Annotated in this window: 17 protein-coding genes; 8 read left to right on the top strand and 9 right to left on the bottom strand. The window is 53.8% G+C overall.

The window, feature by feature from the left end; genetic code table 11:
• Position 1 precedes the first annotated feature (1 nt).
• Complete coding sequence (gene tyrA / locus U5L07_01580; GenBank protein ID MDZ7830422.1) at positions 2-1147, bottom strand: bifunctional chorismate mutase/prephenate dehydrogenase; 1146 nt, start codon at positions 1145-1147, stop codon at positions 2-4.
• A gap of 200 nt (positions 1148-1347) precedes the next feature.
• A complete protein-coding gene (locus tag U5L07_01575; GenBank protein MDZ7830421.1) occupies positions 1348-2682 on the bottom strand; it encodes an FAD-dependent oxidoreductase in 1335 nt (444 codons plus the stop codon).
• A gap of 234 nt (positions 2683-2916) precedes the next feature.
• Here U5L07_01575 and U5L07_01570 point away from each other — a divergent pair, with 234 nt between their 5' ends.
• The 5 genes from U5L07_01570 to U5L07_01550 all read left to right on the top strand — a co-directional run bounded on the left by U5L07_01570 (position 2917) and on the right by U5L07_01550 (position 13859).
• The gene (locus U5L07_01570; protein MDZ7830420.1) at positions 2917-7224 is read left to right on the top strand and encodes an amylo-alpha-1,6-glucosidase; all 4308 of its coding nucleotides are present in this window, start codon (positions 2917-2919) and stop codon (positions 7222-7224) included.
• Complete coding sequence (locus tag U5L07_01565; protein MDZ7830419.1) at positions 7221-7529, top strand: isoamylase early set domain-containing protein; 309 nt, start codon at positions 7221-7223, stop codon at positions 7527-7529. The genes U5L07_01570 and U5L07_01565 overlap by 4 nt, the downstream gene beginning before the upstream one ends.
• 150 nt (positions 7530-7679) lie before the next feature.
• Positions 7680-10226 carry an alpha-glucan family phosphorylase gene (gene glgP / locus U5L07_01560; GenBank protein ID MDZ7830418.1) on the top strand — a complete coding sequence of 849 codons (2547 nt, stop codon included), beginning with the start codon at positions 7680-7682 and terminating at the stop codon, positions 10224-10226.
• 36 nt (positions 10227-10262) lie between these two features.
• Positions 10263-11774 carry a glycogen/starch synthase gene (locus U5L07_01555; protein MDZ7830417.1) on the top strand — a complete coding sequence of 504 codons (1512 nt, stop codon included), beginning with the start codon at positions 10263-10265 and terminating at the stop codon, positions 11772-11774.
• A gap of 42 nt (positions 11775-11816) precedes the next feature.
• Positions 11817-13859, top strand: coding sequence for an alpha amylase C-terminal domain-containing protein (locus tag U5L07_01550; GenBank protein MDZ7830416.1), 2043 nt, complete (start codon positions 11817-11819; stop codon positions 13857-13859).
• Here U5L07_01550 and U5L07_01545 read toward each other — a convergent pair.
• The 5 genes from U5L07_01545 to U5L07_01525 all read right to left on the bottom strand — a co-directional run bounded on the left by U5L07_01545 (position 13856) and on the right by U5L07_01525 (position 17634).
• Entirely contained in the window at positions 13856-14506 is a 651-nt protein-coding gene (locus U5L07_01545) for a protein-L-isoaspartate(D-aspartate) O-methyltransferase (GenBank protein ID MDZ7830415.1), read from the bottom strand. The genes U5L07_01550 and U5L07_01545 overlap by 4 nt on opposite strands.
• Before the next feature lie 115 nt (positions 14507-14621).
• Entirely contained in the window at positions 14622-15074 is a 453-nt protein-coding gene (locus tag U5L07_01540; GenBank protein ID MDZ7830414.1) for a superoxide dismutase [Ni], read from the bottom strand.
• Positions 15075-15102: 28 nt separating this feature from the next.
• A complete protein-coding gene (locus U5L07_01535; protein MDZ7830413.1) occupies positions 15103-15585 on the bottom strand; it encodes an NAD(P)H-dependent oxidoreductase in 483 nt (160 codons plus the stop codon).
• Positions 15586-15663: 78 nt separating this feature from the next.
• Positions 15664-16641 carry a nitronate monooxygenase gene (locus U5L07_01530; protein ID MDZ7830412.1) on the bottom strand — a complete coding sequence of 326 codons (978 nt, stop codon included), beginning with the start codon at positions 16639-16641 and terminating at the stop codon, positions 15664-15666.
• Positions 16642-16752: 111 nt separating this feature from the next.
• Positions 16753-17634, bottom strand: coding sequence for a HesA/MoeB/ThiF family protein (locus U5L07_01525; protein MDZ7830411.1), 882 nt, complete (start codon positions 17632-17634; stop codon positions 16753-16755).
• A gap of 79 nt (positions 17635-17713) precedes the next feature.
• Here U5L07_01525 and U5L07_01520 point away from each other — a divergent pair, with 79 nt between their 5' ends.
• On the top strand, positions 17714-17953 hold the full coding sequence (locus U5L07_01520; protein MDZ7830410.1) for a MoaD/ThiS family protein: 240 nt from the start codon (positions 17714-17716) through the stop codon (positions 17951-17953).
• Here the strand turns inward: U5L07_01520 and U5L07_01515 are convergent.
• Both U5L07_01515 and U5L07_01510 read right to left on the bottom strand, forming a co-directional pair.
• The gene (locus U5L07_01515) at positions 17950-18180 is read right to left on the bottom strand and encodes a hypothetical protein (protein ID MDZ7830409.1); all 231 of its coding nucleotides are present in this window, start codon (positions 18178-18180) and stop codon (positions 17950-17952) included. The genes U5L07_01520 and U5L07_01515 overlap by 4 nt on opposite strands.
• 23 nt (positions 18181-18203) lie before the next feature.
• The gene (locus U5L07_01510) at positions 18204-19946 is read right to left on the bottom strand and encodes an aldehyde ferredoxin oxidoreductase C-terminal domain-containing protein (GenBank protein ID MDZ7830408.1); all 1743 of its coding nucleotides are present in this window, start codon (positions 19944-19946) and stop codon (positions 18204-18206) included.
• 262 nt (positions 19947-20208) lie between these two features.
• On the opposite strand from U5L07_01510, the gene U5L07_01505 reads away from it, so the two are divergent.
• Together U5L07_01505 and U5L07_01500 are read left to right on the top strand one after the other, a co-directional pair.
• Positions 20209-20808, top strand: coding sequence for a hypothetical protein (locus U5L07_01505; protein MDZ7830407.1), 600 nt, complete (start codon positions 20209-20211; stop codon positions 20806-20808).
• A 179-nt stretch (positions 20809-20987) separates the two neighbouring features.
• Complete coding sequence (locus U5L07_01500) at positions 20988-21287, top strand: hypothetical protein (protein MDZ7830406.1); 300 nt, start codon at positions 20988-20990, stop codon at positions 21285-21287.
• Positions 21288-21323 lie beyond the last annotated feature (36 nt).

Here is a 21323-nt window from a genome sequence, read left to right as displayed (position 1 = left end):
GTTAGAATCGCTCGATCAGCTTATCAATGATATAGGTGCTCTCGCGCATGGCCTGCTCGCTGAAAGAGCCGAACCATTCTGCGATTTCTGAAAACTCAGCCGCAAACCGCTCCTTGTTGTTTTCCTCAAGCATGGCCAAATTGTCCTGAAGGGACTGGATATACTCGCGAAGCAGATTCCGCCGCTCTTTTGAGGCAAAAATGATCTCCCCGTAAAGCGCGGGATCCTGGGCAAACAAGCGCCCCACCATTCCCAGTTCCAGCCGGTAGATGGGGCTTGTAAAATCAAGGGTTCGTTCCAGATCGATATTTTTCCGGTATAAAAACTGGCCGAATGCGAATGAGGCGAAATGCCGCAGCGCCTGGACCAAATCCATGACCTCATCATGCTCCCGGGCATCTGCCGTCACAACGACGCTTCCCCAGGCGGCAAACTGATCAAGGAGCCACTGGCATGCTGAAAGGAGTCTACCGGGGGTAGCCACCACAATCTGCTTGTCAAGACTCGAGGTGGTTGGACCGAACATGGGATGAAAACCGACCACCGGGCCTTCATGGGCTTCAAGCATGGCGGTCAGGGGCGAGGCCTTGATGCTCGTAATGTCGGCAAGCACCGCATCTTTCGGTAAGTACGGGGCGAGTTTGCGGATAATCGCATCAGTCTGATCAATCGGGACGCTGATGAGCGCGGCATGAATACCGTCACACAGCTTTTCCGCATCCGGCCAGTCCGTTTTATCCAAAATCCGGACATGATAGCCGGTCTCAGTAAAACGGCGCTCAAAATAACGGCCCATCTCTCCTCTGCCGCCCACAATCAGGATAATCCCGCCGGGCAGCACCGCTTTTCGCTCCATGCGCCGGGTCTGCTCAATCCGCGACTGCCGAAGGATCACCCGGTAGAGTTCTTCAATAAAATCCGGGTCAAGCCCGGCACTCGCCCCTTGCGAACGGCGGCTGGAGACGAGATCCTCCTCTCTGGATGGATGATAAACCGGTAGGTTTTTAGCCTTTTTAATTTCCGTTACCCGCTTTACCACCTTCTGGCGTTCGGCCATTAAAGAGACGATCTGTTCATCAATGCCGTCAATTGCCTGTCTTAGCTCATCCAAACCGCGTCTATCGTTGGTTGCATCCGAATTTGTCAAGCCCCTGTCTCCTCAACCCTGTGCTAAATGTTGCCGGCCGCTTTCTCCGCCGAAATCTTTTCCTTTAAATCACAAATAAGGCCGAGTTATGCCGGTCGATCTTTATATACGCGCTTTCCTTACAGACCGTGCATTTCATAGCTCGTTTTAATCTTAATCTTACTCTTGCTCTTAATCTTTTTTTTACTCACCCAATTACCTTACAGCTTCTTAAGCAGTTGATTGGCAGCCGTCAGCATCGGATCCCAGACCGGGCTAAACGGGGGGGCATAGGCTAGGTCGGTCTGGCTGAAATCATGGACTGTCATCTGCGCATGAAGGGCGACGGTCGGGGCCTTGATCCGGTGGGCCACCCCTTCTTTACCAACCATCTGTGCGCCCAGCAGCCGGCCGGATTTTCGGTCGCCCACCATATGAACCCAGATGGAGCTAGCTCCGGGATGGGCATGCGCCCGGGATCTGGCCTCAATAGTCACGGCCGCCGGTTCAAATCCCGCAGCCTCTGCCTCTTTCACACTGAGGCCGGTTCTTCCGACCTCGAGCTCAAATACCTTAAAAACGGCTGAACCGGCAATGCCCTGGATTTCTGAATCCTTGCCGCAAATATTATCCGCCGCAGTCCAACCGCCCCGATTGGCATATAAGGCCAGGGGCACCCAGACCTTCTCGCCGGTTACCACATGATAGGCATCCGCACAGTCTCCGGCGGAAAAAATACCCGATACCGAGGTTTCCGTTCGCCGGTTAACCGAGATGGCATTTTTTGCACCCAATGCGATACCGGCATCTGCCGCAATCCGGCTGTTCGGCCGAACGCCCACACCCATTAACACCATATCCGCTTCAAGCGTTTTTCCACCGCAGGTCACGGCCAATCTGGCGCCGGATTTTTCTATCTTCTCAACTGCATGATCCGAATACAGGGAGACATTATGGGCCGCCAGGGTCTGCCCCACCACATCGGCGATCTTTTCATCATAATTGTCCATAAACCCGCGGGTCACCCCGGTGACATCGATTCCCAGCTCCTTTAAGGCCTCTGACATTTCCAGACCGATATAGCCCATGCCCACGAGGATGACGGATTGAACGCGGTTGTGCTGGATGAAGTCCTTGATTTTCCGGCCGTCTGAAAGCCTTTTCAGCGGCAGGACCCCTTCCAGATCGATCCCCTCAATGGGCGGCATAATGGGCGAGGCACCGGTGGCGATCAGCAGCTTATCATAGTTAAACACCCTTTCTTTGCCGGTATGATCCACCGCCTTAACGGTTCGGGCGGCCGGATCTATGGCTTCCGCCCGGCAGCCCGTGAGCAGGTTGATTCCCTGCTTGTCCCGGAAAACCTGGGCCTGCCGGACGACCAGGTCATCGATTGCCCGCTCCGAATCCGCGATATTATATGGCATGCCGCATGCGCTGTATGAGACATCCGTTGTCTGCTCCAGCACGGTGACATTCATATCCGGCTGGTTCCGTCTGGCCCGGCTGGCTGCGCTCATCCCGGCGGCATCTCCGCCAATCACCAAAAAATCCATATTCTTTTTCCCTTTCTATCGCTTGACCCTGGAAATGTTAAGCTTATGATTTGAATAGACAGCCTAATATGAATCAGCGTATAAGTAAATAGTGCCGGAAATTCTTTTTTGCAACTCAGAGCCGGAAATTGAAACAGCACAAGAGCGGACCCAACGGGCTTCAGGGGATTGCCTTTCAATCAAGCACCGCCCTTTTTTCATAAATTTGCCAAATTGTTTAGCGAAGTAATATCTATGACGGATTTCTCCCTTCAACAACATCCTGAACCGGGACTTCATTTATTAAAAACCCGGGGGGATACGATAACCCTTACGCTTAGCCTGACGACGTCATATAAGGGCGGTGCCTGGGTACGGACCAATCTCGGGCAGATCCAGACCATCCGCCGGCAAATCGTCCGGGCGGTAACCCATGATGAACCGCTGCTGGGCCGGGAATGGTATGATATCCCCATGCAACCAATTGACGAGCGGTCTTTTGAAATAAAGCTCCCCCTTTGCGAAGTGGGCCATTTCGAGGCCAAATGCTTCTTTCTGCCATCCGGGGAATTTACGCCCAGGTGGCCTTCGGGCGACAACCTGACGATCAATGTGGCGCCCACGGATACCTGCTGCGCTAATATCATCTACAATGCGTTCGTGCGTCAGTTCGGCCCCAATAAGGACGGCTCGTTCTGTCTGCCGGAAGAGAAAGAAGATGATATCCGTCAGCTGGATAAAACCGGCTATACGGTTATACCCCCGTCCGGGACTTTCCGGGATTTGATTGCGGAACTCGATTTTATTATTGACGATCTGGGATGCCGGATCATTCACCTGCTGCCCATTAACCCAACGCCCACCACTTACGGCCGGATGGGCCGATTCGGCAGTCCTTACGCATCCCTGGATTTCACCGGCATTGATCCGGCGCTCGCCCGGTTTGACCCCAAGGCCACGCCGCTTGAGCAGTTTATCGAGCTGGTGGATGCGGTTCATGCCAGAAGCGCCAAACTGATCTTAGATATTGCCCCCAATCATACCGGCTGGGCGGCGGAAATCCATGAAACCCACCCCTACTGGCTGGTTCGGGACGAATCGGGAAACATCGAGCGCCCCGGCGCTTGGGGCGTCATCTGGGAGGATCTGGCCCGGCTGGACTACCAGTATAAGGATCTGTGGATGTATATGGGCGAGGTGTTTCTGACCTGGTGCCGGCGCGGGGTTGACGGCTTTCGATGCGATGCCGGCTACATGATCCCGGTTTGGGCCTGGATGTATATTGTTTCCGTGGTTCGGCAGGAATTTCCGGAAACCATATTTTTTCTTGAGGGTCTGGGCGGAAAGATGTCAGTGACCCGCGATATCCTTAATAAGGGCGGATTTGACTGGGCCTATTCCGAACTGTTTCAGAATTACACCCGGGATCAGATTGCGCATTACCTGCCCGAGCCCATGCGGATTTCCGAAGCGGACGGGCTGATGGTGCATTTTGCCGAAACCCATGACAACAACCGTCTGGCAGCTACCTCCAAGCGGTTTGCGGCCATGCGCACCGCGCTCTGTGCGCTTTGTTCCCATAACGGGGCGTTTGGATTTGCCAACGGGGTGGAATGGTTTGCAGATGAAAAAATCGAGGTCCATGACGCCAAATCCCTTAACTGGGGAAGCACTGAGAATCAGGTGGATCAGATCCGCCGAATCAACAAACTCCTTAAAACCCATCCGGCTTTTTTTGATAATACCGACATCCGGATGATCCAGACCGGCGCGGCCAATATTCTGGTCTTTTCCCGAAAGCATCGGCCCTCCGGGCAAAATCTTCTGATACTGGTGAATCTGGATACGGATCAGCCGAATGAGGCCTGCTGGTCCCCGAGTGATGCCGGAATCGGGGATGCCGTCTACACGGATCTCCTGACTGATCAACGCATTGAGATAAATACCTCCAATCATGAGGGTTATACGATTTCCCTTCCCCCCGGCCGGGTTTATTGCCTCTGCCCGGGGGAGCAGGCCGCTCCGGCCGATAATACGCCGGGACTTCCGGAAAGAATCGCCAGGCAGCGGCTTCGGGCGGCCGCGCTTGAAGTGTTTCTGGTTTACCACGGCACCAGCCACCTGGGCGGTTTTGATCCGGATTCGGCAGCAGATGCCCTGGCTTCTGATCCCATAGGATTCTGCCGGCAAATGAACCCCGCTGGTGATGAGGCCCGGGTGGTCCCATGGCTATGGCCGTCCGACTGCCGGCGCCGGGTAATGATTCCCGCGGGCCACCTGCTGATGATTGAGGCGCCGCAGCCGTTTCGCGCAAGGATCATTGAGCAGACCAAACACGGCGAAAAAACCCGGTTAACCGGGGATGCTTTATGCCGCACAGACGGGATGTTTTTTGCCCTGTTTCCCCCGCTGCCGTCTGCAGATGGACATATGCATCGAACCTTAAAGCTTTCCATGTTTAACGGGGACGGCTATACCCATACCGAATCCGGTCTGCTTTATCTGGCAGCCCCGGATCAGGTGTATGCGCAGAAAGTTTTTAACCGAAGCACGCTTAATCAGGCCCCGCTTAAATGTCTGGGCACTAACGGCCGGGGCGCCATGATGCGCGCCCATGCGGCCTGGTCACAGATCAGCAGTAAGTATGATGGGCTTTTGGCCGCCAATTTAAATCCGGATTATCCGGACGACCGGCATATCATGCTCTCCCGGTGCCGGGCCTGGCTGGTTTTTCAGGGCTATTCCCAGGACGTGGGCATTGAATGCCAGGAACAGTTCTGGCTTCAAAACGCGGCCGGCGGCACTTGGCACTTTACCATCCCCTGCGGACAGGGCCAGCATGTTTCCCTGCTGTTTACCGCACGTATGATCCCCAATGAAAATCAGGTAATAATAACTATCAACCGCCAGACCGCCGGCGACGCATCGGACCGGCTGCCGGATGATAAGCCCGTACGGCTGATCATTCGGCCGGATATTGATGACCGTAATTTTCATGCAAATACCAAGGCGTTTATGGGGCCGGAACATCACTTCCCGGATAGCTGCGGGGTTATGGAGAACGGCTTCGAATTTAGCCCTGACCCGGGCCGAAAACTTCTCTGCCAAACCTCTGCCGGCGATTTCGTGTGGGAGCCGGAATGGCAGTATATGATTCACCTGCCGGTGGAAGCCGACCGGCACATGGATCCGCATACAGATCTTTTCAGTCCGGGCTATTTCTCCATCTATTTAACCGGCGGCCAAACCGTGGGGCTTACGGCAAGTGTGAATGCCGAACCGGATGTCCCGGCATCTGCCGGTTCAAATGAACAGTTGGCGGATAACAATATACCCGGTGAGCCGTACGCCCCGTTTGAATCCGCTTTAAAAGATGCCCTTAAGGCGTTTGTCGTCCGCCGCGGAGACCTGTATACGATAATTGCCGGATACCCCTGGTTCCTGGATTGGGGCCGGGACACCCTGATCGTCATCCGCGGACTGATAGCTGCGGGCTATTTGACTGAATCAGAAGCCATCCTGATGCAGTTTGCCGCATTTGAAGAAAACGGGACCCTGCCGAATATGATCCGCGGAAATGATGCCAGCAACCGGGACACCTCGGATGCGCCCCTATGGTTTTTCGTGGCCTGTGATGAGTTGATGAATGCCTTGGGAGGCAACGAATTCATTGAAAAATCCGTCGGGCATCGAAAGATTATTGATGTGCTGGCTGCTATTGCCCGTGGCTATATTCAAGGAACGCCCAACGGCATCAAAATGGATGAGGAAAGCGGCCTGATTTATTCTCCCGCCCATTTTACCTGGATGGATACCAATCATCCCGCCGGCTCGCCGCGGCAGGGCTATCCGATTGAGATTCAGGCTCTGTGGCATTTTGCTCTTCGGATGCTGGCTAAACTGGACGACCCCGACGGTGACTGGGACGCACTGGCTGAAAAGGTCAGATCCTCGATAGAAGAATTATTTGTGCTACAATCCAAAGGCTACCTTTCGGACTGCCGGCACGCCGATTCATTTGTACCGGCCGCCCAGGCCGAGCCGGATGATGCCCTGCGGCCCAACCAGCTTTTTGCCGTTACCCTGGGCGCTGTTTCAGACCCGAAGCGCGTCCGCAGCCTGTTGGATAACTGCCTGGAGCTTTTAGTGCCCGGTGCCATCCGCAGCCTGGCAGATCGTCCGGTGACCCGGCCCTTGGAGATCCGGCATAACGACCGGCTGTTAAATGACCCCTATCATCCTTATCAGGGGATATACACAGGGGATGAGGATACCCGGCGAAAACCCGCCTATCATAACGGTACGGCCTGGACCTGGGTGTTTCCGTCATTTTGCGAAGCCTGGGCCATGAGCTATGGCGATTCGGGCACAGATACTGCCCTGTCCTGGCTTTCCAACAGCAGCCGGCTCTTAAATACCGGATGCGCGGGGCAGATTCCCGAAATCATCGACGGTGACGCCCCGCATACCGAACGGGGCTGTGATGCCCAGGCCTGGGGCGTTAGCGAATTGCTCCGCGTTTGGCGGAAATTAACTGATTCAAGAAAGGAAGACCCATCATGAGTTTGAAAAAACAATACTTAAAAACCAAGCCGGTTTGCAAGGTCACCTTCCGGCTGCCCCCGGAAGTCGCCAAGAATTCGGACTCAGCCTATCTTGTGGGAAGTTTCAACAACTGGGACACCCAAAAAACCCGGATGAAAAAATTGAAAAACGGGTCATTCACCGTTACCATAGATTTACCCATTGACCAGGAATACCAGTTTCGATACTTCCTTGATCAAAACAAATGGGAAAATGACGGGGAAGCGGATAAATATGTCCCAAGCGGCATTTCAGGCAGCGAAAACTCGGTTGTCATGGTTTAAAGAAAGTTATAGGGTATTGGGTTTAAGGTTTTAAAACCTTTAATTGCTAGCCTTAAACCATGAACCATGAACCATGAACCGTAAACCATGAACCGTAAACCGTGAACTGTGAACCGTGAACTGTGAACTGTATAGATATTGGTGAAAAAGATGACACATATCCAAACCTTTCAAGTATATCCAAAAGTTCCGGAATCCACCCGATTTGTTGAAACCCTGGTCAGAAACATGTGGTGGTGCTGGAATCTGGATGCCATTGAACTGTTTCGAAGAATTGACCCCAAGCTCTGGAACCGCGCGGGCCGAAATCCGATCCAGTTCTTCTCCCAGATTCCGCAGCGCCAGCTGGAATCGACGGCCCGGGACAAAAGTTTCCTCTCCCACCTGGAGCGGGTGAAAGCCGCTTATGAAAAACAGGTTGAGCCGCCTGTGGAAAATTCGGAGGACATCGGGCCGATCGCCTATTTCTCCATGGAATACGGCATTCACGAAAGCCTGCCCTTATATGCCGGGGGCCTGGGCATGCTGGCCGGGGATCATCTGAAGGCGGCTTCGGATCGGGGCGAACCCATGGTGGGGGTGGGCCTGCTGTATCGCATGGGCTATTTCCATCAGTACCTCGACCAGAGCGGCTGGCAGCAGGAGGAATACCCGGAGACCGACTTGTATCAGCTGCCCATCGAACGGGCAAGAGACGAAAACGGTAATGAGGTCAAGATTGCCGTGCCCGGTCCGGACGGAGACATCCATGCACAGGTGCTAAGGATCATGGTCGGCCGCGTCCCCCTGTTCTTACTGGACACCAACCTGCAGGCCAATACCCCGGAAAACCGGAATATTACGGCCAAACTCTATACAGCTGATTCCAAAAACCGGCTGGCCCAGGAGGTCCTATTGGGCATCGGCGGCATGAAGGCATTGGAAGCTTTAGGCATCCAGCCTACGACCTGCCACTTAAACGAAGGGCACTGCTCTTTTGTGATTTTAGAACGCATATCCCAGTTGATGCGGCAGAACCACATTGATCTGGGCACCGCCCGGGAAATTGTTCCCCGCAGCACGGTGTTTACCACCCATACCCCGGTGGCGGCGGGTCATGACGAATTTCCGCTGGATATGGTCAAGCCCTTTCTTAAACCCTATGAGAATGACTTCGGGGTATCAATGGATGAAATCATATCCTGGGGCCAGATCAAGCAGACGGATAATCATCCGCCTTTTTCCATGTTCGGGCTGGGCCTGCGAAACGCCGAATACTGTAACGGGGTCAGTGAACTGCATGGCCATACGGCCCGAAAAATGTGGAATAAAATCTGGCCCGGCCTGCCGGAGAATGAAGTGCCGATCGATCACGTGACCAATGGGGTGCATATCCCCTCATGGATATCCATTGAAAACGCGATGCTGTTTGAACGCTACCTCGGGCCGGAGTGGTATCTGCATACCTGGCATCAGCCGGAAATCATTGATCGCATTGATGACATTTACGACGAAGAGCTCTGGCGGGCACACGAAATGAGCCGGGCCCGGCTGATTCGTACCTGCCGGCAACTGATGACCCTTCAGTATGGAAGACGCAATGCACCGAAATCGATTATGGAGGATGCAGCCGCGGTACTGGACCATGATGCCTTAAGCATCGGTTTTGCCCGCCGATTTGCCACCTATAAACGGGCCTACATGCTGCTTCAGGACCCGGAGCGGCTGGAGGCCATGTTGACCAACCGGCAGCAGCCGATCCAGATTATTATCGCCGGAAAAGCTCATCCCAAAGACAATGAAGGCAAAGGCGTCATCCAGCAGCTCATTGAATTCGGCAGAAGAGCCAAAATCCGGCACCGCTTTATCTTTTTAGAGGATTATGATCCCTATATCGCCCGGCATTTAATCCAGGGCTGCGACATCTGGCTAAACACCCCGCGCCGGCCCTATGAAGCCTGCGGCACCTCGGGCATTAAAGCAGCGGTGAACGGCGTATTAAACGCCAGCATTTTAGACGGCTGGTGGTGCGAAGGCTATGGCCCGGACCGGGGCTGGAAGATCGGCAGCGGTGAGGAGTTTGAGGATTGGGACTTCCAGGACTCGGTCGAAAGCCAGGCGCTTTACAATCTTCTGGAAAATGAAATTATCCCCAAATTCTATGACCGGAAAGACGGGGACATCCCCAACACATGGATCCAGATGATGAAGGGGTCCATGAAAATGGCCATGAAACAGTTCTGCGCCCACGGGATGCTGGGCCGATACCTGGAAACCGGCTACCGCCCGGCATCCAGACGGTTTCATGAATTAACCGCCAATCAGGCAAGTGCGGCCAAAGAACTCATGCGTCTGGAAGACCGCCTGAAAAAACACTGGAATCAGGTTTACGTTGAACGGCCAACAAGAAATCTCGACGGCCCGTTCCGGGTGGGGGACAATTTTGAGGTGACCGTAAAGGTTTATCTGGGAGAATTGTTGCCGGAAGAAGTGGATGTGGAGCTTTGCTACGGCAAAATCCGCAGCGTTGAAGCCCTTGAAAACATTCAGGCAGAGAAGATGACGGTTAAGGAGGATCTGGGCGAGGGCACCTACATCTACGAAAGTGACCTGACCTGCGAAATCTCCGGCCGCTATGGATTAACCGCCCGGGTAACCCCAAAGGGCGACCGGCTGTTAAAATATTCGCCGGGCATGATTGTCTGGGCGAGTGAATAAACTTCGATCGGAAACTTAGTATATGATGGAATCACCATGCCGAGCCGTATAAAAAATCCGCGCATACTGATTGTTACCCCGGAGACCACCTATCTGCCGGAGGGTATGGGCAACCTGGCAAACGCCATGGGCGCCAAAGCCGGCGGGCTGGCGGATGTATCCGCCTCCCTGATCAGTTCCCTGTTTAATCAGGGCGCGGATGTGCATGTGGCCATGCCGGATTACCGGGCCATGTTTGACAGCCAGATGGGTCCGGTGCTGCGCAAACAGCGTCACATCATCCGGACCCAGATGCCTCATGAACGCCTCCATCTGGCAGAGGACCGGGCGTTTTTCTATCTGCACAATGTCTATTCCCGTCACGGGTGGGAAAACATTCGTATCTCCCTGGCATTTCAACGGGAGGTCATGAACCATATCGTGCCCTGGGTCAAGCCGGATCTCATCCACTGCAACGACTGGATGACCGCTCTTGTTCCGGCCATGTCCCGGCAAATGAAAATTCCCTGTCTGTTTACCGTGCACAATATCCACACGGTAAAAACCACGCTCGCCCATATCGAGGATCGGGGCATTGACGCCGCCTATTTCTGGGACCATTTGTACTATGACAACATGGCCGAGGAATATGAAACCACCCGGGAGACAAATCCGGTGGATTTTTTGACCAGCGGCGTATTTGCAGCCCATTTCGTTAACACGGTGAGCCCCACGTTCTTAAAGGAAATCGTTGACGGCCATCACAGCTTCGTATTTCCCTCGCTTCGGCGGGAACTCACGAACAAATGGAGTGCGGACTGCGCCACAGGGGTTTTAAATTCGCCGGACCCGAGCTTTGATCCGGCTACGGATAAAGTCCTGATCCGCCAATACGGCCCGGACGATCATCCGGTGGGCAAAATCCAGAACAAGCGCTACCTTCAGAAATCCCTTGGGCTGGTGGAAAAGGACAATGCGCCCCTGTTCTTCTGGCCCTCGCGCCTGGATAACAGTCAAAAGGGCTGCCAGCTGATGGCGGAGATCCTTTATAAAACCATAGCGGCCTACTGGGATCAGCGCCTGGAGATCGTGTTTGTGGCAAACGGGGGCTTCAAGCAGGTTTTCCGCGATATTGTGGCATTTCATGGCATTGAAGACCGGGTGGCGGTCTGCGATTTTGATGAACGCCTCTCCCGAATGGCTTATGCCGGATCGGACTTTATCCTGATGCCCTCGCTTTTTGAGCCCTGCGGGCTGCCCCAGATGATCGCCCCGATTTACGGCTCTCTGCCAGTGGCAAGGGACACCGGCGGCATTCATGACACCATCACCCACCTGGACCCGGATGCGGATACCGGAAACGGGTTTTTGTTTGAAAGTTATGATTCAAACGGTCTTTTCTGGGCCATCCAGCAGGCCATGATATTTTATGCCATGCCCATCGAGCAGCGCGAGGCCCATATTAAACGGGTCATGCAAACAGCCCGGGAAACATTTAACCATGATGTCACGGCTCGCCAGTACATCAACCTCTATGAGCGCATGCTGGAAAGACCGCTCATCAATTAAAACCTAAATTGAGCGTTCCAAATTTTATAAAGCGGAGAATTTATGGTCTCAGCCGACAACCATACAGATTTGATTCAGCACCGAATAGACCGCCGGCTGGCGCGGGATTCCTTCCTGGAGCCCTATCAGGCGGATATTAAACGGCGGATAGAAAAAATTCTTCAGGCAAAGCAGCGGTTAACCGGCGGAGAAATCAGCCTTGCCGATTTTGCCGCCGGGCACGAATATTTCGGTCTGCATTTCCGGGACAATCAATGGATCTTCCGGGAATGGGCGCCCAATGCCGAGGCCGTCTATATTATCGGCGATATGACCGAGTGGAAGGAAGAGGCAGGCTATTGCCTTAAACATACCGGGAGGGATGGCATCTGGGAAATCCGTCTTTCTCCGGATGCCCTCCATCACGGAAATTACTATCGATTGCGGATATACTGGCCAGGGGGCAGCGGAGACCGGATTCCGGCTTATGCCCGCCGGGTGGTGCAGGACCCGGAAACCCTGATTTTTAATGCCCAGGTATGGGCGCCGGAGACGCCCTATCAGTGGCAAAACTCCGCCCTTTCCCGCGATTTCAATGATCTTCTGATTTATGAGGCCCATATCGGGATGGCTCAGTCGTATGAAGGGATTGGGTCCTATACAGAGTTTAAGGACAATGTGCTGCCCCGCATAGTGGATGCCGGATATAACGCCATCCAGCTCATGGCCATTCAGGAGCACCCCTATTACGGTTCCTTTGGATACCAGGTGTCCAATTTCTTTGCCGCCTCCTCCAGATACGGGACCCCGGATGAATTAAAAGCCCTGGTTGACGCCGCGCACGAGGCCGGGCTTCTGGTTTTAATGGATATTGTCCACTCCCATGCGGTTACCAATGAGGTGGAAGGCTTAAGCCGGTTTGACGGAACGGACTACCAGTATTTTCATTCCGGCGACCGGGGCTGGCATCCGGCATGGGATTCCCGGTGCTTTGACTACGGAAAAATCCAGGTGCTGCATTTTCTCTTGTCCAACTGCCGATTCTGGCTGGATGAGTACCGGTTTGACGGCTTCCGGTTTGACGGCGTCACCAGCATGCTCTATTTGGACCACGGGCTTGAAAAGGCATTTACCTCATATGCCGACTATTTCACAAATAACGTAGATGAAGAAGCCCTGGTCTATCTGGCCCTGGCAAATGAAGTGATACACTCCGTCAATCCGCATGCGGTAACCGTAGCCGAGGATATGAGCGGCATGCCGGGCCTTGGGGTAGCCCTGAAAGACGGTGGATACGGGTTTGACTGCCGGTTTGCCATGGGGGTGCCGGACTTCTGGATCAAGCTCACCAAGGACACGCCGGATGAAGAATGGCCCATGGGGTACCTCTGGCATGAGTTAAACAACCGCCGGGCGGATGAGCGGACCATCAGCTACGCGGAATCCCATGATCAGGCGCTTGTCGGAGACCAGACCCTGATATTCCGCCTGATCGGAGCGGATATGTATGAGCATATGCATGTCGATGACACTCAAATGGGGGTGGACCGCGGCATGGCGCTCCATAAGATGATCCGGCTCATTACTCTGGCCACAGCCGGCAGCGGATATTTAAATTTTATGGGAAATGAGTTCGGCCATCCCGAATGGATTGACTTTCCCAGGGCGGGAAACGGATGGAGCTACCGGTATGCCCGTCGGCAATGGCACCTGGCAGATGACCCGTCGCTTAAGTATCATCAGCTGGGCCAGTTTGATCGGGCGATGGTCTGGATGGCAAAAGAAACCGGTCTGCTTGACACCCCGGCTGCCGAACGCCTGCATGAGCACAATGAAAATAAAATTCTGGCATTTAAACGAAACGGTCTGCTATTCGCCTTTAACTTCCATCCCGCCAGCTCTTATACAGATTACCAGATTGATTGTCCGCCCGGGTCGTTCCGGATGATTCTTAACACGGACGATCCGCAATTCGGCGGCCACAACCGGCTGACCCCCGGGCAGGTCCATCATGCGTTTCCACCCGACAGCGGGCCCCCGGCCAATCGTCAGGTGATTAGTCTTTACCTGCCCGCCCGAACGGCAATCGTACTGCAGCCGGTCTAATACCGCTTGCCCCCGTCATCCACCATGGGCACGAACCGAACCGGCAGCACCGATTCCTCGACCAGCTCGCCTTCTTTTTTCCGAAGCCGGACAAGTTCCTGGGCATATTTCTTGCCCACCGGAATAATCATGCGGCCGCCCTCAGCCAGTTGTTCTTTCAGCGGCCAGGGCACATGGGTGGGGGAGCAGGTCACGATAATGGCATCATAGGGCGCGTGCACAGCCCAGCCCTCATAGCCGTCCCCGATTTTAACATGTACATTGCTATAGCCCAGGTCATTTAGCAGCTGCCTGGCAGAGTCCCCCAGCTCCGGAATAATTTCAATGGTATATACTTTGCCGCAGATTTCCGCCAGAATAGCGGCCTGGTATCCGGAGCCGGTGCCGACCTCAAGGACCCGATCCGTTTCCTTAAGCTTGAGGGCATCGGTCATAAGGGCCACAATATAGGGCTGGGAGATGGTCTGGTCGTGGCCGATGGGCAGGGGCTGATCCGAATAGGCAAGGTCCTGATAATTATCCGGCACGAATAAGTGCCGTTTGACCTTGCGAAATGCTTTCAGCACCTGCTCATCGTCAATACCCCGCTGCCGGATTTGTTTTCGGACCATCTGTTCGCGCTCTTGAAGATGCCTGTCCTCGCCCATGGCTTCAGTCCCTATGCTTGTCAGGTCCCATACCGTCGTCAGTAAAAGGCCGCTTATCAAAACAAAGCACAAAAAAATGGTCCGGCAAACCCGAAAGCAAAGCCCTGCCGTCCAGCTATTTTTTCTTTTCTTTGTCAAAATACAGGGATTCAAACTGATCCACGCTCTTTCTTAGTTTTTCAATATAATCCAGGTCCGTGGTCTGCTTGCACTTCATGGCGAAAATCAGCATATGATGCAGCAGGGAAACCTTTTCCGTGTACTTGTCCGCATCCAGGCCGATGCGCTGGGTCATGAAATACTGGCTGACAATTTCCTGGAGCTTGTTCGCATGATCCTCTTTATTCACCACCCACCGGATCAACTGATTGGCATTTTGATCTTTCTCCCCTTGCAGGTGCTGGATGGTTTTCATGGATTTTTCAATGGTGGTGATGTGCTCCCGGATCAGTTCAATCCGCATCGGGTCGTCATAGATACCGCAAGGGATTTCACAATGGCCGAACGCACTGGCACTCAGCCCCAACACCATTACCGCAGCCATCATCATCGGTATAATGCGCTTCATTTTAATTCTCCTCAAAGCCTTTGGGGGATTATCCCCTCAGTTTTCTGGTGACCCCGGCCACCCGCTGACCGAGTTTTTTACCGTTTTCAATGGCATCCGAATCCGGAGCGCCCGCACATGCCGTACCATAATGACCGGTGGCGGACATGGGATCGCCCACAATAATCATCCCGTAAATCATTAAACACTGGATGATGGACATCATGGTGGTTTCCTTGCCGCCTGTGGGATCACCGGATGTGGCAAATACGGCGCCGACCTTTCCCTCCATTTTTTTCCGGGTCCCGATAAAATCGTCAAAGACCCGCTTCAAATCCGCTGCCATCACCCCGAAATAGACCGGTGAGCCGGCAATGACGCCGTCTGCATTTAAAAAATCATCCTGAGTGACTTCCTTGGTGGATTTGAGCAGCGCATCCACGCCGTCCACGGCATTGACGCCTTCTGCTATGGCTTCGGCAAGCTTTCGCGTGTTTCCGCCTTTGGAATAATAGAGTACAAGTACCTGCATAAAGAACCTCCTGTACGAATCTGAGTTGTGGTCAGTTTTTTATTAACTTAATCATGGAAAAGACAGTTTTCCAAAAATTCATGCGGCCAGCCGGTGGAGCACCGCATCCGCATCCTTGGTGATTCGGTCAAACAGTTCTCTCAGGGTAGGGATGTCACGGGCCAGGCCCACGCCCTGGCCGCAGGCCAGGATGCCGGCGTCAATATCGCCTTCATCATACATCTTTTTGGCGTTCTCACCTTTAATGACATCATAGATTTCCATGAAATCCGCCTTGCAGCTTTCAAGCTCAAGGCAGCTTTTGGCGGCGTTGTTGGCCAGCACCCGATGCGTGGCATTCAGGGAGCGCATAATCAGCATGGTATCCAGCTCGCAGGCATCCACCAGATCCTGCTTGATCTTATCGTGGATGGGGGATTCCTTGGTAATCAAAAGCCGCGTGCCCATAATGGCCGCCTCAGCACCCAGCGAAAGCACCGCGGCAAGCCCCCGGCCGTCGGATACGCCGCCCCCGCCAATCACCGGCACCTTGACGGCATCCACCACCGTCGGCACAAGCACCAGGGTACCGATATCGAGATTGCCGGTGGCGCCGCCGTTCTCATAGCCCACCACGGTCACAATGTCTGCGCCCATATCCTCGACTTTTCGGGCATACTTTACCCCTACGCACTTATGCATCCAGGTCATGCCGAGATCTTTAAACCGCTCAACCAGCTCTTCCGGTGCATGATGGCCGGAGGTTTCAACGTATTTGATTCCGTGATCCGCCATCACATCGATATACTCGTTATTGTCGATCTGCCGCATGGCCGGAAACAGGTTGATATTGACCGCAAATGGTTTGCCGGTATCTTGCTTCATCTTGGCGATGGCCGCATCAAATTGCTCTTTGGATGGATACATGGCCGAGGCGATAATGCCCATACCGCCAGCCTCAGACATGGCGGCGACATATTCGGCGGTGGATATCCACATCATGGCGCCGCCGATGATCGGATGTTCGATCCCCAGCATGTCTGTTACACGTGTTTGAATCATAGTTACCTCCTGGATTGTTTGAGAAACTTCAAAGTTTTTAGGTTTTGGGTATTAGGTATTAGGTGTCAGGTGTAAACTTACTTTTATGCTCGGTCAAGGCCGCACATCCCGAAGGGATCCCCTTCCCTATTTCTCCGGCCCGTTGAATCGTAACTTTTCAATGCTTGCAGCTTCCAGATCCGCATAGAGCATGGTATCGGCTAACACCGTGCCGCGGTTTAGGAGGATCTTGATAACTTCCATAACCTGAAACCCCGCGATCATCAAGGGGGTGACGGCCGGCACGCCGAGCAAGGATTCCGGGGCCGGGGAGTCAATGGAATCGGATTCATACAAGTTTTTAAGCCCGGCTGCCCCGGGCCAGATGGTCAATATCTGGCCCTCAAATCCGGCGATCGCCCCATGCACCATAGGGATGCCGAGCGTTTCGCAGGCCGCCTGAAGTGAGAGCCGGCCCGGGATGTTATCCAGCGCATCCACCGCCACAGCCGCCCCTTTAAGCAATTCGGCGCCGTTTTCAGAAGTCAATGCCTCGTTGTGACCGGTGACTTCAACCGCCGGGTTGATGTCATAAATCATGCGGGCCGCCGCGCTGACCTTGGGGATACCCAGGGTTTCAGTAACGGCAAAGCACTGACGGTTCAAATTGGATTCCGTGAATATATCCGGATCAATCAGAATTAAAGCCCCGATCCCCATGCGGGCAAACAGATCCGCCGAATAACCGCCCAGCCCCCCGGCGCCAACCACCGCCACACATGTCTGGCAGAGCTTCAATTGATCGCCCGTGCTCAGGCTCCCCTGATTCCGCAGATATCGATACGGCAGAATCTCCAGGGTCATGGCGAGTTCATGAATTTTTCGCAGATGGCACCCGTATTTGCCAGATAAATCCATGGCCCGCTGCTCAAACAGCACGCTTAATTCCAAGCCGGCGTCTGTAATGATGAATTCGGATTGCCTCTGGATCTCTGATTGAATGGCACCTTTTTGGTTTTCGTCTGTCATTTCAACCTTTTCTAAAACGAAAAGAATGCATAATGTAGAAATAAAAAGCTGAAACAGAGAAAGAGAAAGAATTCGCGGAATGTATGTGAACGTTCATCTATATGCCACCCTGGCAAAATTTCTGCCCGCTGACGCAGCCGATAAAACCTGCCGGCTCGAATTTAAACAAAATGCCACGGTATCGGATATCATCCATCATCTGGGCATTCCGGAAAAATCCGTTAAACTGATATTTGTAAACGGCGTGCATGCGGCCAAAGACAAACCCTTAAACCACGAAGATCGGGTCGGACTGTTTCCGCCGGTGGGCGGCGGCTAGGCTGAATGGATTCGCACCCGCACGTCGGCAGACACATTTAAAACCGCCGGCAGTTCCCCTGCTTCCAGATACCGGGCGTCCAGACCGATATGGGTTGTCAAAACGCCCCGGACACTTTCCCCTTCCTGCGCGGAAACATGAAACCCGGCGGCCAGAATTTCATGGAAAACCGACAGCCGGGCTGTGTCAACCGTAAGACATATGTCCGGAATGTTTTCAGCCGTCACAATGCACTTTCAGCGGAAGCCTTCTAAAAATTCCAAACCGAATCCAGTTCCTCATCCGATACCCCGAATGTGACATTGTGAGGCGGAAAGGGTTCTTTTTTGAAAAACTCGGGCAGCCGGTCGTCTTTTGCCGTAAACCCGGCCCGTTCGTTAAAATCCCGCTCCATGCGAAGGATCTTTTTGCCGAGTTCGCTTACATCGTCAGCTGTGAGGCTCATCCCGTAGAATGCATTGATCATGTCGATCATCGCCTGAAAGGTCTCCTCCTGGTCCAGGATGGCAAAGGCGATGAACAGGCACATGCCGGTGGCATCAACAGCCGCCGTGGCCACCTGAAGATTCCGTGATAACTCCACCTGCCCGGCGGGTTTTAACGGATCAACCGACCCGCCGACACTTAAAAGATTGGTGGCCACGGCATAGCCGGCGGTGTGGTCTGCGCCCATGGTGCTGGTGGCATAGGTAACGCCAACGCCCTGGACCGCCCGTGGATCATAGGCCGGCATGGCCTGATTCTTCACTACCGGTACCCGTTCAACCCCGAACACTTTGCCGGTCAGCGCCGCACCGCTGCCAAGAATTCGTCCCAAGGGTGTCCCCTTGCCGACTTCACCCACAAGTCGAATGGCCGCCTCCGCATCTCCGAACTCAGCCAGGCCGGCTTCCATGGCCACGCCGATGGTGGCCCCCATCTCAATGGTATCCAGACCGAAATCATCATCCATCCGATCAAGCTGAGCAATGACATCCAGATCATCAATTCCGCAGTTGCCGCCATGAGCCCAGACAGTTTCATATTCCGGCTGCTTGGTCACGTAATTCCCGTCCTTGTCGTAATACGTGCCGGAACACCGGATCACGCAACCCCGGTGACAGCCATGGGTGGCGCTGCCGCTGCCGCCCCGGCTGTTTTCGGTCTCCGCCTGGGTCTCTCCGCTGATAATCGTGCAGTTCTCAAATCGGCCCCATGTAAAATTATGCGTGGGATAGGCGCCCGCCTCATTGACCACATTGGTTAAGACATTGGTGCCGTATGCCGGAAGCCCTTCGCCGGTCACAGAATGCTCTCTCAGGCCCTGGACAAATTTTTTGTTTGCCGCCTTGAAAGCATCCGGATCAGCGGGTGTGCGCATTTTCATGCCGCTGTCATCAAGCACGATGGCCTTAACCCGTTTGGCGCCCATCACCGCGCCAACGCCGCCGCGGCCGGCATGTCGGGAGGGCCGCAGTTCCATATCGGTGATAGCCACTGAGGCGGCGGAAAGCTTCATCTCTCCGGCCTGGCCGATGGAAATGCAGGTAATCTTATCCCCGTAAGCGTCTTTCAGTTTATCAACCAGATCATAGTTGCCAAGCATTTGCAAACTGCTGTCCGGTTCAATCGTGACGCCCCCGCTGTTTATCACAAGTTTGTACAAGGTATCGTCTTTAGGCTTTCCTTCAAGGACAATGGCGGCGTATCCGAGACGGGCCAGTACTTGGGCGGCCTGCCCGCCGGAATTGGATTCCTTTATCCCACCGGTCAGCGGACTTTTACATCCCACTGAGAGACGGCCGGACATGGCCGCGGTGGTGCCGCTTAGCATCCCCGGGGCGATCACCAGCTTATTGTTCTCCCCCAGGGGGTGGCATAGGGGCGGGACTTCAGATGAAATAATGGCTGAGGTCAGGCCCCGGCCGCCAAGGCCGGCATAATCGCCCATAGCTTCCACCTGATAGGCCGGACCGTTTTCCGACCCCATATTGACGCGAAGAATTTTATCCATAGGATACCTCCGAAGGATTGGGTGGGTAAAAAAATAAAAACGCCCTTCATGCTAAGATCTACACTAATATTACGAAAGACGGCAGATATGTCAAGGAATTGGGAATAAACCTTTTCCCCCTTGTCTTTTGGCGAAGTGGGCAAATTATCCCTTGTTTACATGGCATACAGTTCTTAATATGGGGTTTGTAAGATACTGGCATAGGCGGCGCACGCATTAACTCAAACCTAAATTCAGGTCAAATGCATATGGAGGCGGATTGATGACCGAACAAGCCCTGAAAAACCTTGAAGCTGCGCTTCAACCGATTTTCTCCGATGAAGAAGCCGGATATCTGGCAAGACTGCTTCACAGTTTCAGCCCAAACGATACCATTTATTATGAAAATATTGACCTTCCGGATTCACTCAAAGATGACTATATCCTGATGGCCTACGAGGAGCGGTTAATCGTGCCCCAGTCTTCAAGACCCGGCGGGGCCTGGGAGGACCGGATGCTCCGGCTTGAAGGCGGCGCGCTTTATATCATGCCCCGGGTGATCAGACAGCTCCTCAATCTGGCGGAAAGTACCGGCACATTTGATCCGTTTCAGGCCATCCGGCAAACCATGGCGGAAATGGATGAGGCTTCAGTGAACGAATATTTGGACTATTTTAACCGGCTCAAAAGCCACGCGGTCAGCTATAAGGTTGAAGGCGGACTGCTGGACACGCTGAACCAGGGCATCGATCCGCCGCTTGATCTGCATGCAACCGTTGATCTGTTCGTGCTCCTTGGCATGATGAGTCCGTGCACGCGGGGGCCCATTACCTCCGGTCTGGCCTGGTATGAAATCAATCCGGCACTTTACTGGGGGGAATAAACCGGAGGATTATACGGTTTTTTATTTCCGGCATCCCCCCCTGACTGGCAATTCAAGAGGCGCACCGATTTTGCGTATTGACATACGGCAAAAAAAAAGAATAATAATATACATGGATTAGCTGTTTGATTGCATGCAGCAAACATTTTTTCATCAAATACCGTAAAAAGGAGGAAGGCATGATACAGGGCAAAAAAGTTTTGGTGATGGCGGTTATTTTTTCAGTTATGCTCCTGGCAGGCGGCGCAACCGCCTTTGGGCAGGAGGCTCATGACCCGACAGCCGTCAGTTCCGGATATATGACCGCCGATATTGCGGCGGCCCGGCCGGTGGGGCTTGCATCCACCATATTGGGAACGGCCACTTTTATTATATCCAGCCCATTCTCCGCATTGGGCGGCAACCTCGAACACAGCTTTACCGAACTGGTCAAAAAACCGTTCCTTTATACTTTTAAACGGCCGCTGGGCACTTTCTAGGCGAGCCTAAACAGATCCTCCTTTTGTGATGGACCG

The organism is Desulfobacterales bacterium, assembly GCA_034520365.1.
In the GTDB taxonomy this organism is placed as follows: domain Bacteria; phylum Desulfobacterota; class Desulfobacteria; order Desulfobacterales; family Desulfosalsimonadaceae; genus M55B175.
The sequence above is the reverse complement of the archived record's forward strand: the minus strand, read 5'-3'. Positions and strand labels throughout refer to the sequence as shown.

Coding starts and splice junctions, on each gene's coding strand:
- U5L07_01535 (MDZ7830413.1), bottom strand. CDS start 15,585: ATGCAGGTACTTGTACTCTATTATTCCAAAGGCGGAAACACGCGAAAG.
- U5L07_01550 (MDZ7830416.1), top strand. CDS start 11,817: ATGGTCTCAGCCGACAACCATACAGATTTGATTCAGCACCGAATAGAC.
- U5L07_01520 (MDZ7830410.1), top strand. CDS start 17,714: ATGTATGTGAACGTTCATCTATATGCCACCCTGGCAAAATTTCTGCCC.
- U5L07_01510 (MDZ7830408.1), bottom strand. CDS start 19,946: ATGGATAAAATTCTTCGCGTCAATATGGGGTCGGAAAACGGTCCGGCC.
- glgP (MDZ7830418.1), top strand. CDS start 7,680: ATGACACATATCCAAACCTTTCAAGTATATCCAAAAGTTCCGGAATCC.
- U5L07_01565 (MDZ7830419.1), top strand. CDS start 7,221: ATGAGTTTGAAAAAACAATACTTAAAAACCAAGCCGGTTTGCAAGGTC.
- U5L07_01575 (MDZ7830421.1), bottom strand. CDS start 2,682: ATGGATTTTTTGGTGATTGGCGGAGATGCCGCCGGGATGAGCGCAGCC.
- U5L07_01505 (MDZ7830407.1), top strand. CDS start 20,209: ATGACCGAACAAGCCCTGAAAAACCTTGAAGCTGCGCTTCAACCGATT.
- U5L07_01525 (MDZ7830411.1), bottom strand. CDS start 17,634: ATGACAGACGAAAACCAAAAAGGTGCCATTCAATCAGAGATCCAGAGG.
- U5L07_01540 (MDZ7830414.1), bottom strand. CDS start 15,074: ATGAAGCGCATTATACCGATGATGATGGCTGCGGTAATGGTGTTGGGG.
- U5L07_01545 (MDZ7830415.1), bottom strand. CDS start 14,506: ATGGGCGAGGACAGGCATCTTCAAGAGCGCGAACAGATGGTCCGAAAA.
- U5L07_01500 (MDZ7830406.1), top strand. CDS start 20,988: ATGATACAGGGCAAAAAAGTTTTGGTGATGGCGGTTATTTTTTCAGTT.
- U5L07_01570 (MDZ7830420.1), top strand. CDS start 2,917: ATGACGGATTTCTCCCTTCAACAACATCCTGAACCGGGACTTCATTTA.
- U5L07_01555 (MDZ7830417.1), top strand. CDS start 10,263: ATGCCGAGCCGTATAAAAAATCCGCGCATACTGATTGTTACCCCGGAG.